A 13,333-nucleotide genomic window follows, 5' to 3' on the forward strand; every position below is an offset into this window, starting at 1 on the left:
TGCCGGCGGCGGCGGTGCCGCAGGCAGGGGGGCCGACATCGCGTCGAACGGCGTGGGCGGCGGAGGTGGCGGCGCGAACGGATCGATGGGAGGAGGCGGCGGCAACTCGCCGTTCAGCGCGACCGGATCCACAGGCTGGGGCTCGTCGACCACATTGCGCGGCGTGGCGGCGGAGAGCGGCCCGCCGCACGACGGCCATGCACCCTTGCCCTGGGACGCCAGGACACGCTCAGCGACGGCGATCTGTTCTTCCTTGGTGGCCTGATGGGCGACCGGCGCGAACTCGGCACCGCCGTGTCCGGACCAGGTGCTCGGCGCGAACTGAAGACCACCGTGGTAACCGTTGCCGGTATTGATGGCCCAGTTGCCGCCGGATTCGCAGCTGGCGACGCGATCCCATTCGCTGTCGGTTGCCGCGCCGGCCTGCCCGGCGAGTACGACGCCGCTACCGCCGATGACCGCGCCGGTGAAGGCGATCTTGGCGACGCTGACTGATGACGAAGTGGGCTTGCGATGCCGTCCACTCATAGTGCGTGTGGTCCTCTCTGAAGCGCCCGCGAGGTCAGCTGTCGGGTTCGGGCTGGAGAGGTCGCCCGGCCGCCATCGTCGAAACGAGAACGGCTTCACCCCTAGGAGCCGGAAACGGCCCCAGGTCCCTTGTGTTCGGTGGACCGGTGGGTCCCCCGCCTCCATCCAGGTTGTGTCTCGATGTCCCCGCGGACCAACGGATGGAGCTCGGCGCAATTGGTCACACGGCGGGCCGTCGGGTTTGGGGTCGACGACCTGAGTCAAGACGGTAACCGGTGGCTTCGGCCCCGTCACCTTCTGGCCGCGTCGGCGTTTCTGACCGCGGCAAATACTAAAAAAACTCTAAAAACCCAGGAAACTGCGTTGTTCCTGCAGGTGCCACGCGCCGAAACCGCGCCGTAGCCATCCCGTGACCGTCCTGTTATGTGACGCAAATCACGGAATACTTTGATAACGGCACCGTCTCAGCCGCCGGCGAAGGGCGGCAGCACGTCCACGGTCTGCGCATCCCCGAGAGCAGATTCCATGTCACGCACCGCGATTCCGTCGCGCAGGAACGAACACCGGGCCAGCACCCGGGACAGCTCCGAGTCCCGAGCTTTGAGCGCATCGATCAACTCGGCGATCGTCGTTCCGGCGTGCAGCGCGACCGTTTCGGTTTCGGCGCCCGCCGCAGCACGAGCCGCGGCGAAGTACCGCACGGTCACCCGCACTTCTGGGCCTGCCTGCATGGACTAGCCGCCGATCGCGCTCATCGGCCGGTCAGGCTGGACGAAGTCGGGGTCGTTGATCCCGTGACCGGCGGCTTTGGCCCACATCTCGGCCCGCCACGCCGCCTCCAGAGCGTCGTCATCGGCCCCGGAGCGCAGCAGGGCGCGCAGATCGGTCTCCTCAGTGGAGAACAGGCAGTTGCGGACCTGCCCGTCGGCGGTGAGCCTGGTCCGGTCACAGGCCGCGCAGAATGCCTGCGACACCGATGCGATGATGCCGACTCGACCGAGCACCCGGTCGCCGGTCTCGGCCGAAGAGACCTGCCACAGCTGAGCCGGGGCCGAACCACGCGGGGCCGGGTCAGGGGTCAACGTGAAGTCCCGCTGCAGTGTGCGCCGCACGTCCTCGGCGGTGATGGCGCGCCCTCGCTGCCACGTGTGGCCGGCGTCGAGCGGCATCTGCTCGATGATGCGCAGCTGGTAGCCGTGCTCCAGACAGAAGCGCAGCAGCGCCACCGCATCGTCGAGCCCGGTGACCGGGTCGAGTACCGCGTTGACCTTTACCGGGCTCAGCCCCGCGGCCTTGGCGGCCTGCAGTCCGGCCAGCACGTCGCCCAGCCGGTCGCGGCGGGTGATCGCCGCGAAGTGGGCGGCGTCCACGGTGTCCAGCGACACGTTGATGCGGTCCAGTCCGGCGTCCTTCAGGCCTGCGGCGCGGCGCTCGAGCCCGACACCGTTGGTGGTCAACGTGATCTCCGGGCGCGGGTCCAGCGCCGCCGTCCTGGCGATCACGTCCTCCAGATGGGGGAGCACCAGCGGCTCGCCGCCGGTGAACCGGACGCTGGTGATTCCGAGCCGGGTGACCGCGACGTGGAGCAGCCGGGCGAGTTCTGCGGAACTCAACTTCTGATCACTCGGCAGCCAGTCCAGGCCCTCGGCAGGCATGCAATAGGTACAGCGCAGATTGCACAGGTCGGTCAGCGAGACGCGTAGGTCGGTCGCGACCCGACCGAATGTGTCGACCAGCGGACCGTCCGGCGGTGCCGGTGGCCTGGGACGGTGCACCGACGGCACCCCGAGCGAAACCACCGTCACCGCAGGGCTCCGGCGGTGGCGTCGACCGAGTCGACGGGCACGATCTCCTTGCCCAGCGGCATCAGGGACACCGGGATCATCTTGAGGTTGGCCAGAGCCAGCGGGATGCCGATGATCGTGATGGCCATCGCGACCGCACTGACGATGTGGCCGATCGCCAGCCACACCCCGCACAGGATGACCCAGATGACGTTGCCGACCAGGGCGCCGGGGCGGGTGCCGGGCTTGTCGACGATCGTGCGACCGAACGGCCACAGCGCATACGACGCAATGCGCAGCGCCGCGAACCCGAATGGGATCGTGACGATCAGGATGAAGCAGATCAGGGCAGCCAACAGGTACCCCAACGCTAGCCACACGCCGCCGAAGATCAACCAGATGACATTGAGTATCAGTCGCATCTTCTTTCCTCCAACGGTGACTGCAGCCTACCGACATCAGGGGATGCTGGCCGCGCCGGCGTCCGAGTAAGATCTTTTCGGACGCGTCCCGGCGCAGGCGGGGCGCGTTAGTTATGTACCCGACAGGTGCAGACATTTATTGGTTCAAAGAGACAAATTGGTTCAAAGAGACAAGCGGGTGAGACCAGTGCCGACCGGCCGGGTGAAGTGGTACGACGCGGAGAAGGGCTTCGGGTTCCTGTCGCAGGAAGACGGCGAGGACGTCTACGTGCGGTCCTCGGCGTTGCCCGCCGGTGTTGAAGGCCTCAAGGCCGGGCAGCGCGTCGAGTTCGGGGTGGCTGCCGGCCGTCGTGGCCCGCAGGCGCTGACCCTGAAGCTGATCGACCCCCCGCCGAGCCTGAGCAAAACCCGGCGAGAAGCCTCGGCCGTCGAGCACAAGCACACGCCCGACGAGTTGCACGGCATGGTCGAGGACATGATCACGCTGTTGGAGGGTGCGGTGCAGCCGGAGTTGCGCAAAGGCCGCTACCCGGACCGCAAGGTGGCCCGCAGGGTCTCCGAAGTGGTCAAGGCCGTCGCCCGCGAACTCGACGCATGAGCTACGTCGCCGACTCCTCGACCGCCGATGGTGACTTCACCCGCGACACCGCCTACATTGACACCCGGATCACCGCCGACGGCCGCGACGGCTACCCCGTCGAGCCCGGTCGCTACCGGCTCGTCGTCGCCCGAGCGTGCCCGTGGGCCAACCGCACGATCATCGTGCGGCGGCTGTTGGGTCTGGAAGACGCTCTTTCCATCGCTTTCTGCGGCCCCACCCACGATGAGCGGAGCTGGACCTTCGACCTCGACCCCGGCGGGGTCGACTCGGTGCTGGGGATCCACTATCTCCGCGACGCCTACAACAAGCGCGTTCCCGACTACCCGAAAGGGGTGACGGTTCCCGCGATCGTCGACGTCCCGACGGGACAGGTGGTGACCAACGACTTCGCCCGGATCACGTTGGACTTCTCGACCGAATGGACCGCCCACCACCGTGACGGTGCGCCGCAGCTGTACCCCGAACGCTGGCGCGACGAAATCAACGAGGTCGCACAGCGGGTCTACACCGAGATCAACAACGGGGTGTACCGATGCGGGTTCGCCGGAACGCAGAAGGCCTACGAGAAGGCCTACGACCGGTTGTTCACCGCGCTCGACTGGCTCTCCGATCGGCTGACCGACCAGCGTTATCTGGTGGGGGGCACCATCACCGAGGCCGACGTGCGGCTGTTCACCACGCTGGCCCGCTTCGACGCCGTCTACCACGGCCACTTCAAGGCCAACCGGAGCAAGCTCGCCGAGATGCCGGTGCTGTGGGCCTATGCGCGAGACCTCTTCCAGACCCCGGGGTTCGGTGACACAACCGACTTCGTCCAGATCAAGCAGCACTACTACATCGTCCACACCGACATCAACCCCACCCGAGTCGTGCCGAAGGGTCCGGACCTGGCGAACTGGCTGACGCCGCACGGCCGGGAAGCGTTGGGCGGCAGGCCGTTCGGAGACGGGTCGCCTCCGGGGCCGCCGCGGGAGGACGAGCGCGTCCCCGCCGCTCATTCGGCCGGCTGACCCCAGACGGTCCGCACCGACCACTCGGCATGCGGCACCGGGAACTCGTTGCCCGTCTCGTCGCGGACCAGGGTCGGCAACTGCACGGCGATGCCGGTGAGCCGGCCCCGCTGTGGGTCGACGGTGGGAATCGTCACCGCAAGCCTGCTCTCGGGGCGGAACTCCTCGATGACATCGTCGTCCTCGTAGGCGCGCAGCAGCACCCACGGTGCCTGCGCGATCGCCGTCGGCACCGACAGCTGGACCGGGTGGCGGCCCGTCACCGGCAGCTCGCCCTGCTCGCCGGGCACCACGCAGTCGGTGGGGTTGAGCACCTCACAGAACCGGTACGGACCCACCCGAGTCAGGTCGCCGTGCGAGTACGCGGAGATCTCCGGTAGCTGGGGCTCGTGGTCTCTGGTGAGCTGCCACACCAGCACGCCGGTGCCGGTGGAAGCCACCAGCGCCACCGCCGCGAGCACGGCGACCAAACGTTTCACTCGTGCGTCACCGCCGTCGCGTCGCTCCGCCCACCTTCCTGCTCGGCGAGCACCGGCCGATTGCCGCCGAGGCCGGGGATCAACGATTCACCGCGGTAGCTCACGATCGTCTGGGCGAGACCGAGCATCAGGATGGCGGTGATCGTCGTGAAACCCGCCCACAGCTCGGTGTAGATCAACACCCCGGTCGCGCCGCCGGCGACCCACGCCAGCTGCAGCAACGACTCGGACCGGCCGAACGCCGAGGCCCGCGATTCCTCCGGTAGGTCGTCCTGCAGCGACGCGTCCAGCGATGCCTTGGCGATGGCGCTTGCTCCCGACGTGATCAGCGTGGCTGCCGCTGCGACCATCAGGTTGCCGGTCAGCGCGGTCGCCAGCGCCACAGCCGTGACCGCGATGGCGCAGCGCACCACCAGCCGTGCGGGGTGACCGAGCTTGAGGCGCGCGGCGGTGAAATTGCCGGTGAAGTTGCCGATGGCCGCTGCGGCGCCGATCAGCCCGAGGATGCGCAACTGCTCCCAGCCGCTGGCGTCATGCGCCTTGGCGACGAACGCCGGGTACAGGAACAGGAAGCCGACCATCACCTTGACGGTGCAGTTGCCCCACAGCGCGGTGATGATGTTGCGGCCCAGGGGCTGCCGGGCTCTTGTCGTCAAGCTGTACGGTTCGGGCCGGCGGCGCAGGTCGTCGGCCCCGCCGTGGTAACTCAGGGTGGTCGGCACCTCACCCTCGGTGACCTCCACCCACTTGGGGATGCGCATCGCCAGCCCGGCGCCGGCCACAGTCACTGCGACCACGATGTACAGCGCGCCGGGCATCGCGAAGAGCTGGAAACCCCATTCCGCGGCCGCTGCGATGCCGCCGCCGACTAGGGTGCCGCCAAGCAGCCCGAAGGTGGTCAGCCGGGAGTTCACCCGGACGAGGTCGATCGAGGGTGGCAGCACCCGCGGGGTGACGGCGCCGCGAAGCACCGAGAACGACTTCGACAACACCATCATGCCGAGGGCACACGGGTAGAGCACCCAGGACGGGAAGCTGCCCGTGGCGCTGTCGAAGTTGGCGATGAGGATCACGGCCAGCACGGTGCGCAGCGCGAACGAGGTGGCCAGCGCGACCCTGCGGCCGTGCTGGAGCCGGTCCAGCGCCGGCCCGATCAGTGGGGCGATGACGGCGAACGGTGCGATCGTGATGAGCAGGTACAGGGCGACCTTGCCCTTGCTCTCCCCGGACGCCGCGGCGAAGAACAACGTGTTGGCGAGCGCCACCGCCATCGCCGCGTCCACCGCGAAGTTCGCGACCACCGGCCAGGTCAGGGCGGTCAGGCCGGATTTGTCCGCGCCGTCGGCGGTGGCGGCGCGGTGCACCAGGCCGTACATCCTCGAGCCCATTTCCCGGCTGCGCTGCGCTGCCGCCCGCGTCACGGTGACCTTCTCGCCGGCGCCCGCCCCCAGCCGGCCGGGTGGCGGGTCGAAACGGTCGCGGTGCGGCGTGGTGTGGCGGGCGTTCTCGTCCAAGGGTGGCAGCCATCGATTGGCGCTGCGTTTGGTCGGGGGAGTGCGGCGCGACGAGCGGTGGCCGGGGGTGTGCAACGGGTCGCTGGGGTAGTTGGCCATCCCCGGGTGTTCCCCCGCAGGTGGGCGCGGTGGGTAGTAGCGTTCACCCGGTTGCCCCTCGGGGCCCCGGTGGTCACGCCGCGCTCCGGTCACGCGTTGATTCTCCCCCATGCGGACGACGCTGGGCGTGTGGGCGGCCGGTGTGGCTACACCTCGGCCCTGTCGTGCAAGATTGGAGGCGATGGACAGCGTGACGGAACCCGACCAGCAGAACGTCGATACGCCCGAGGCGACGGATCCGGACCCGTCGTCCGCCGACGCCTCCCCTGGCCTCGAGGCGGTGCTGATGGGTGCTGTCGACGAGGCCCGTGCGGCGATCGTCGAGTTCAGCGGGAAGGACACCGTCGGCGAGTACCTCGGCGCCGGCTTCGAAGATCCGACGGCGGCTACCCACCGCTTCCTTGCCCAGCTGCCGGGCTATCAGGGGTGGCAGTGGGCGGTTGTCGTCGCCGCATGCCCGGGAGCGGCGCAGGCCACCATCAGCGAGGTGGTGCTGGTACCGGGCCCGACCGCGTTGCTCGCACCGAAATGGGTGCCCTGGGACGAACGGGTCCGCCCCGGCGATCTGGGCCCCGGTGATCTTCTCGCCCCGGCGACCGACGACCCCCGCCTGGCGCCGGGCTATACGGCGACCGGAGATCCGCAGATCGACGACGTCGCCGTCGAGGTCGGGCTGGGACGTCGACAGGTGCTGAGCCTGTGGGGTCGCAACGAGGCCGCGCAACGCTGGCACGACGGCGAGCGCGGGCCCGGGTCGTCGATGGCCAGGGCCACCCGGCGGATGTGTCGCGACTGCGGCTTCTACGTGCCGCTCGGCGGGGCACTGGGTGTGATGTTCGGCGTGTGCGCCAACGAGTTGGCATCCGACGGTCACGTGGTCGACGCCGAGTACGGGTGCGGAGCCCATTCGGACACACCTGCGCCCGCCGGGACCGGATCGCCGGTGCACGACCCGTACGACGACGGCGTCCTCGACGTGGTGGAGCCCCCCGACAGTTAGCTCTCCGCGGCCGCCTTGATGCGGGCCAGCGAAGCGTTCATACCCTCGACCAGTTCATCTTCGAAGCTGGGCACCCCGCCCATCACGGAGTTGACCAGGAAATTGGACACCGCCGTGGTGCCGTTCTCGGCGTGGCGGGTCTCGACCAGCCGGGTGCCGGCCTCCGTCGGCTCGAGTTCGTAGGTCCAGACGGTGTGGTTCTCGTTGACCCGGAACGCCAGCTTCTGCTCGGGGATCAGCTCGGTGATGCGACTCGTCGTCGGCCAGAAGAGCAGGCCGCGCCGATTGAAGTTCACGGTGCGAGCGCCCTGACGCAGTCCGCCGATCGGCTTCATCAGGCGGCACTGCGGACTCCATTGCGGCATCTTGCTCAGATCCGAGACCAGTCCCCACACCTTGGAAACCGGGGCGTTGATGTCGATCTGGGCTTGCAAGACAGGTGCTGCCATGGCTTCTCCTAGGTGAGGCCGCTCTGGGCGCCACGAGATCCGCGACGCACGGCGTGACGTTGCCACAGAAATATCGATGTGCCAAAAACCCCGACCCCGAGTCCGGCGACGGTGATGGGCCGCCAGTCGTGCAGCGAGCTCACGGTGAACGCAAGCACTGCCGCGACCAACCAGCCACAGGTGATGGCCACGATGACAGGCCACGGCGCGAGCAGCGCCGCAGGCAGCGCTGGGGGCTCCGGGGGTCGATGGTCGCTCATCACTGTGTTCAACGTAGCCGATCGGTGATCACAGCCCGAGACCAACTCGGTAGTCTCGTCGCTGTGAGTGCCGTCGGATACGTTGTCGATGGCGACCAAAACGAGTGATGGCCAACGTGATCGACGTCGCCGACGCCGGCGACCGCCGGCTCGATGACTTCCGGGACCTCAACAGCGTCGACCGGCGACCGGACCTGCCCACAGGGAAGGGGCTGGTGATCGCCGAGGGCGTGCTGGTGGTGCAGCGCATGCTCGCGTCCCGGTTCACGCCGCGGGCGCTCCTGGGGACCGAGCGGCGGCGAGCTGAACTCGGTGCCGACCTCGACGGTGTGGCCGCACCGTTCTACCGGGCGACGGCCGAGGTGATGGCGGAGGTCGTCGGTTTTCACCTGAACCGGGGGGTGCTCGCCTCGGCGTCGCGCGCGACCGAGCTGGCGGTGCCGCAGGTGCTCGACGGCGCCAGAACCGTCGCCGTCCTCGAAGGTGTCAACGACCACGAGAACCTCGGCTCTGTCTTTCGCAATGCCGCGGGACTCGGAGTGGATGCGGTGGTCTTCGGCAGCGGTTGCGCCGACCCGCTGTACCGGCGTGCTGTGCGTGTCTCGATGGGACACGCGTTGCTGGTGCCGTTCACCAGGGCCCAGGATTGGCCCGCCGACCTTGAACTGTTGCGGGAGGCCGGATTTCGGCTGTTGGCGATGACGCCTGACCCGGGTGCACAGTCGCTGGCGGAGGCGATGCCGGGGTTGGCCGGGCAGCGGGTGGCGATCATGGTCGGCGCGGAGGGGCCGGGACTGCAGGAGCGGACGATGCGGTCGAGCGACGTACGCGTGCGGATCCCGATGTCGCGGGGAACCGACTCGCTCAACGTGGCGACAGCCGCGGCGCTGGCCTTCTACGAGCGGGATAGGCTCGAGAAGTGACCGATTCCACGCCGTGGGCAACAGGTCTGACGGTGGCGGCGTTTGTCGCCGCAGTGATCGGCGCGGCCATCGTTGTGCTCAGCATCGGGCTGGCACGGGTTCATCCGCTGCTCGCGGTAGGACTGAACCTGGTCGCTGTCGGCGGCCTCGCCCCGACGGTGTGGGGGTGGCGCAAGGTGCCGGTCTGGCGCTGGTTTGTGCTCGGTTCAGCTGTCGGCGTCGGGGTTTCCTGGATTGCCCTGCTAGCGCTGGCCGCCGCTGGAACGAACGCCTAGCAGGACGTCCTCCCAGGCCGGGACGGCAGGCCGGCCTTTCTTCGGACGTGGCGGCTTGGTCGTCGGGGGCGGCTCGGGCGCCTCGGTCGGCGGCGTCAGCGGGGCCTCCGGCTCGTCGAGCGCCAGTTGCGCCACCGGCGCCAGGGGCCGCAGGGGACGGGCGAAGCTGGGGTCGATCAGCTCGCACGCCGCGTCATCGAAGGCCGTGACGGTGCCGCCGTGCGCCCCCGGGGCGAACCGGAAGTGCGCCTGTAGGTCGGACCGTCCGGCGGTCCACGACATCTGCACGGTCCACCGGCCGTCCTCGTTGCGCCAGGCGTCCCAGTTCGTGACGTCGGGGTCCAGGCCCCGGGCGACGAGTGCGGTGGTCACGGTCTCCAGCAGGGTCAACACCGACGGGCCGTCGGCGAGCACGGGATGGGCCGCGGTGGCCAGTTCGGCGGCGCGGGCGCGCTCCAGCAGAACCGGGTGGGCAAATCGCTCGACGCGGGAGATGTCCATCCCGGACGCCGACGCGACCTGATCGACGGACGCTCCTGAGCGGATTTTTGCCTGAATCTCTTTGGGGCGCAGCACGTTTTTGACCTCGACCTCGATCGTGGTTTGGTTTGAGCCGACTTGGTCGCCGCGTACCGCGGCCTTGAGGCGCTCGTCGGAGCGCAGCACGAACTTCTCCGTGGAGTCGTCGGTTTCGCAGATGATCCGTCGGCTGTCGACGTCGAGTCCTAGGACCCTGAGTTCCCGCATTACGACCTCCTCCGGGCTGATGGCAAACCCGATACGGAGGTGACCCTACTGCGTTATCAGTCCGTAACCGCGGTGACACGCGGCAGCCGGCTCAACCTCGATCTACCAGTGGAATGGCTGGTCGTGGGATGTCGGAATAAGTGAAGTGCCCTCTGAGCTGGGGTAGGTGATGTCTTCTAACGCATCGATCGTCGGTGGGTGACCGCCCTGGTATCAACATGACGGTATGGTGCACATCCTGGGCGACCAGAGTGGAGTTCGATGAGGATCACCTGAGCGCGGATCACGTCCGGGTCGGCGAACCCGTCTGCGGCTGGGCAGGTAGCCCGAGGCGCTGCATGAGCCAGTGCCGCAGTTCGTCGCCATAGTCGTCGCGTTCGAGGGCGAAGTCCACGGAGGCCTTCAGGTATCCCGCGGGATTGCCCAGGTCGTGCCGGGTACCACGGTGCACCACAACATGAACCGGGTGACCCTCATCGATAAGCAACGCGATGGCGTCGGTTAGTTGAATCTCGCCGCCGACCCCGTGCTCGATCTTGCGCAGCGCGTCGAAGATCGTGCGATCCAGAATGTAGCGGCCGGCCGCGGCGAACGGTGAGGGTGCGTCCTCGGCCTTGGGCTTCTCGACCATTCCGTTGACCCGCAATACATTCGGATTCACCGCGTCGGGCACCGTCTCGACGTCGAACACGCCGTAGGCGCTGATGTCGTCAGGTGGCACCTCGATGGCGCACAGCACAGAACCGCCGCGCTTGGCGCGTACTCTCGACATGGTTTCCAGCACGCCGGTGGGTAGCACGAGGTCATCGGGCAGCAGCACCGCCACAGCGTCTTCATCGGGCAGCAGCACCGGCTCGACGCAAGCGATGGCATGACCGAGTCCGAGCGGTCGGCGCTGGACTACCGATTCGACCTTGATCAACGCCGGGGCCCGGCGGACCTTTTCGAGCATCACCAGCTTGCCCCGCGCCTCCAGTACCAGATCCTCGACGAAGTGTGCCACCACGCCGTCTTTGCCCTCCGAGGTCACGATCACCAGTCGGTCGACGCCGGCCTGCGCCGCTTCGGCAGCGACCAATTCGATGCCGGGTGTGTCGACGACGGGGAGTAACTCCTTGGGGACGGTCTTGGTCGCTGGAAGGAACCGGGTGCCCAGACCGGCGGCGGGGACGATGGCGGTGTGCGGAATTGATGCCGATGTAGCCGTCATGCGAAGCACAATAAGCCGCAATCGATAGACCTGACTTCCGCAGATAGTGGGCACATGGATAGCCGGATTTTGGCGTTGACCAGCGTAAACGTTTGATAAGCCGAGTTGGGTCGTGTTACTACACGACGCGTGATCCGGGTGCGTTTGTCAGTCGGCGGCGACTGGTGTGAAGTCCAGGTATTTGGGCGGTTCGGGCAGGTCGAGGGCGGCCAGGATGGTCTTCTGTCCGGTGGTGGTCGTTGATCGTTGGGCGACGCAGCCGTCGGCGGTGGCGATGGTGACCAGGTGCATGCGGTCGAGTTCGTGGCGCAGGTTGCGCCAGGTGTCGCCGGTGCGGGTTTCGGCGAACCGGATGAGCAGCAGTGCTAGCCAACACAATTGGACGTGAGCGCGGATACGGTCCTCGCGGTGGTGGTAGACCGGGCGCAGCCCGAGGCTGGTTTTGCAGTCGCGCCAGCCGCGTTCCACGGCGAGCAGCTGCTTGTAGGCGGCGGCCAGGTCCTCGGCGGTCAGGGTGAGATCGGAAGTGCGCAGCAGCCACTTGCCGTCGTAGTGGGCTTCGCGCGCGGCGGCGGCGCGGTCGATGCGCAGCAACCCGCTCTGGGTGCGCCGCAACAGCCGGCGCAGCCCCGGCTTGCCCTTCAAAGAGCCGACGAACTCATCGCGGCGGCGCTTGGACCAGGCATCGGAGCCCTCGATCAGCGCCGAGAGGTGTTCGATGAGCCGCTGACGGACCGTCGCGTCACGGTCGGCGGCATCGGGGTTGTGACAGACCACGAACCGCTCGGTGCGTGCCCCCTCGTCGGTGCCGCCGCCGGGGGCGACTCGGACCTCTTTGACCCGCAGGTTGCCGGCGACGTCGTGGTAGCGGCCGGGACGGGCCAGCGCGGCAGCGGCCTCGGCGTTGGTGCGGCGCAGCTTCTCGGCGTGAATGTAGTGCCCGCCGCCGCGGGTCAGGTAGGTGCGGTTTGCCGCGGAGGCGAAGCCGCGGTCTGCGACCCACACCAGCCGGTGCAGGTTCCAGGCTCCCAGGTCGTCTTTGACCGTGCGGATGATCCGCTGATCGCTTTCGCTTCCGGCAAAGGTCCAGCAGCGCACCGGGATTCCGTCGCGGGTGACCGCCATGGCGATCACAACCTGCGGCAGGTCGTCGCGGTGGTCCTTGGACTTGCCGAACCGGCGCGCCCCGCATTCGGCCGGCTTCGCCGTGCCGTCGTCGGGCTGCGGTTCGGGCTCAAGCTCGGACAGTTCGTCAGGCACATCGACCTCCCAGTAGGTGGAGGTGGTGTCGACGAAGACGATGTCGACGTCGAGGTTGAGCAGGTGCGCAACCGAGTCGAAGATCTGAGCGGCGATCTCAGGCAGGGCGTCGAGCAGGAAGTCCATCGCCCGATACGCCGCGTCGTCGGAAAACCCCGGGCAGCCGGTGATCGCGACCCGCTCGGCCACCCAGCCGGTGGCGGCACGCTTGCTGCCCGGTTCCAGCGCCCGCTGCGCCACCAGCGAAAACAGCACCCGCTCGGTCACCTCCGCGTCCAAGCGCCGCTCCGCGGCGATCCGGTGCACCGCAGCGCCAACACCCAGCCGGCCCCAGAGTTGGTCGAGCAGCCACGCCCCGCCGAAGCAGCGCGAGTCCAGGATGTCGATCTCGCCAGTGTGCGCGGCCGTAATCGCCTGCTGCGGGTCGAGGAACCGCGAGATCGAGGCGACCAGTCGGGCCAGCGCGTCGCGATCCACGGTGTCGGCGCGGCCGAAGCTGTGGATCACCTTCGCCGAGGGCACCCCGGAAACCGGGTGGCGCTCGCTATGCGCCAGCTGCAGATACGACACCGTCGACCCGTCACGGTTGCGCCGCTTGCTCTCCCGCAGGTACACCCCTACAGGAGTATCACATATCCGCTGGCCGGAGCCAGCGACACGCCAATAGTCGTGTGCCTACACGAATTCGCCGATTCGGCGACCCCCCAAGCCTCCTACCAGCACAATCGCTCCACGCTACCCCGCAATGTGCCTACAAACTGCGGAAGTCGGG

16 protein-coding genes and 1 riboswitch are annotated in these 13,333 nt (G+C 68.1%); of the genes, 5 read left to right on the plus strand and 11 right to left on the minus strand.

Annotated features, from left to right (window positions below; all coding sequences use genetic code 11):
• The 4 genes from WA944_RS11235 to WA944_RS11250 form a co-directional block, all read right to left on the minus strand.
• Nucleotides 1-528: transglycosylase family protein (locus WA944_RS11235; RefSeq protein WP_526646935.1), on the minus strand; the 528-nt coding region annotated here is incomplete at its 3' end.
• An 8-nt stretch (nt 529-536) separates the two neighbouring features.
• Nucleotides 537-710, minus strand: a riboswitch (cyclic di-AMP (ydaO/yuaA leader).
• Nucleotides 711-992: 282 nt separating this feature from the next.
• The gene (locus tag WA944_RS11240; RefSeq protein ID WP_526372316.1) at nt 993-1,259 is read right to left on the minus strand and encodes a MoaD/ThiS family protein; all 267 of its coding nucleotides are present in this window, start codon (nt 1,257-1,259) and stop codon (nt 993-995) included.
• A gap of 3 nt (nt 1,260-1,262) precedes the next feature.
• Entirely contained in the window at nt 1,263-2,333 is a 1,071-nt protein-coding gene (moaA, locus tag WA944_RS11245; protein ID WP_526372317.1) for a GTP 3',8-cyclase MoaA, read from the minus strand.
• Nucleotides 2,330-2,734 carry a YccF domain-containing protein gene (locus WA944_RS11250; protein WP_526372318.1) on the minus strand — a complete coding sequence of 135 codons (405 nt, stop codon included), beginning with the start codon at nt 2,732-2,734 and terminating at the stop codon, nt 2,330-2,332. The genes moaA and WA944_RS11250 overlap by 4 nt, the downstream gene beginning before the upstream one ends.
• 187 nt (nt 2,735-2,921) lie before the next feature.
• On the opposite strand from WA944_RS11250, the gene WA944_RS11255 reads away from it, so the two are divergent.
• Nucleotides 2,922-3,332, plus strand: coding sequence for a cold-shock protein (locus WA944_RS11255; protein WP_526372322.1), 411 nt, complete (start codon nt 2,922-2,924; stop codon nt 3,330-3,332).
• Nucleotides 3,329-4,345, plus strand: a complete 1,017-nt coding sequence (locus tag WA944_RS11260; RefSeq protein ID WP_526372319.1) for a glutathione S-transferase family protein — start codon at nt 3,329-3,331, stop codon at nt 4,343-4,345. Before WA944_RS11255 ends, WA944_RS11260 begins: the two co-directional genes overlap by 4 nt.
• Here the strand turns inward: WA944_RS11260 and WA944_RS11265 are convergent.
• Both WA944_RS11265 and WA944_RS11270 read right to left on the minus strand, forming a co-directional pair.
• Nucleotides 4,330-4,824 carry a DUF2771 family protein gene (locus WA944_RS11265; RefSeq protein WP_526372320.1) on the minus strand — a complete coding sequence of 165 codons (495 nt, stop codon included), beginning with the start codon at nt 4,822-4,824 and terminating at the stop codon, nt 4,330-4,332. The genes WA944_RS11260 and WA944_RS11265 overlap by 16 nt on opposite strands.
• Entirely contained in the window at nt 4,821-6,437 is a 1,617-nt protein-coding gene (locus tag WA944_RS11270; protein WP_526372323.1) for an MFS transporter, read from the minus strand. The genes WA944_RS11265 and WA944_RS11270 overlap by 4 nt, the downstream gene beginning before the upstream one ends.
• Before the next feature lie 181 nt (nt 6,438-6,618).
• On the opposite strand from WA944_RS11270, the gene WA944_RS11275 reads away from it, so the two are divergent.
• Nucleotides 6,619-7,437 carry a DUF3027 domain-containing protein gene (locus WA944_RS11275; RefSeq protein WP_526646937.1) on the plus strand — a complete coding sequence of 273 codons (819 nt, stop codon included), beginning with the start codon at nt 6,619-6,621 and terminating at the stop codon, nt 7,435-7,437.
• Here WA944_RS11275 and WA944_RS11280 read toward each other — a convergent pair.
• Together WA944_RS11280 and WA944_RS11285 are read right to left on the minus strand one after the other, a co-directional pair.
• Nucleotides 7,434-7,886, minus strand: a complete 453-nt coding sequence (locus WA944_RS11280) for an SRPBCC family protein (protein WP_526609957.1) — start codon at nt 7,884-7,886, stop codon at nt 7,434-7,436. The two genes, WA944_RS11275 and WA944_RS11280, sit on opposite strands and share 4 nt — an antisense overlap.
• Before the next feature lie 8 nt (nt 7,887-7,894).
• Nucleotides 7,895-8,146 carry a DUF2530 domain-containing protein gene (locus WA944_RS11285; RefSeq protein WP_526373097.1) on the minus strand — a complete coding sequence of 84 codons (252 nt, stop codon included), beginning with the start codon at nt 8,144-8,146 and terminating at the stop codon, nt 7,895-7,897.
• Nucleotides 8,147-8,253: 107 nt separating this feature from the next.
• Here WA944_RS11285 and WA944_RS11290 point away from each other — a divergent pair, with 107 nt between their 5' ends.
• Nucleotides 8,254-9,069 (plus strand): TrmH family RNA methyltransferase, encoded by an 816-nt coding sequence (locus WA944_RS11290; protein ID WP_526609959.1) that lies wholly within the window; start codon nt 8,254-8,256, stop codon nt 9,067-9,069.
• A complete protein-coding gene (locus WA944_RS11295) occupies nt 9,066-9,344 on the plus strand; it encodes a DUF2537 domain-containing protein (RefSeq protein ID WP_526609961.1) in 279 nt (92 codons plus the stop codon). Before WA944_RS11290 ends, WA944_RS11295 begins: the two co-directional genes overlap by 4 nt.
• On the opposite strand, the gene sepH is transcribed toward WA944_RS11295, so the two are convergent.
• From sepH to WA944_RS11310, 3 genes are all read right to left on the minus strand, one after another.
• Nucleotides 9,312-10,091: a septation protein SepH gene (gene sepH, locus WA944_RS11300; RefSeq protein ID WP_526609963.1), complete on the minus strand. Its 780-nt coding sequence runs from the start codon at nt 10,089-10,091 to the stop codon at nt 9,312-9,314. The two genes, WA944_RS11295 and sepH, sit on opposite strands and share 33 nt — an antisense overlap.
• 283 nt (nt 10,092-10,374) lie before the next feature.
• A complete protein-coding gene (locus tag WA944_RS11305) occupies nt 10,375-11,301 on the minus strand; it encodes a UTP--glucose-1-phosphate uridylyltransferase (protein WP_526373068.1) in 927 nt (308 codons plus the stop codon).
• A 147-nt stretch (nt 11,302-11,448) separates the two neighbouring features.
• Complete coding sequence (locus WA944_RS11310) at nt 11,449-13,176, minus strand: IS1634 family transposase (RefSeq protein WP_526646939.1); 1,728 nt, start codon at nt 13,174-13,176, stop codon at nt 11,449-11,451.
• Nucleotides 13,177-13,333: the final 157 nt, after the last annotated feature.

It is taken from the genome of Mycobacterium sp., assembly GCF_049683355.1.
Lineage (GTDB): Bacteria > Actinomycetota > Actinomycetes > Mycobacteriales > Mycobacteriaceae > Mycobacterium.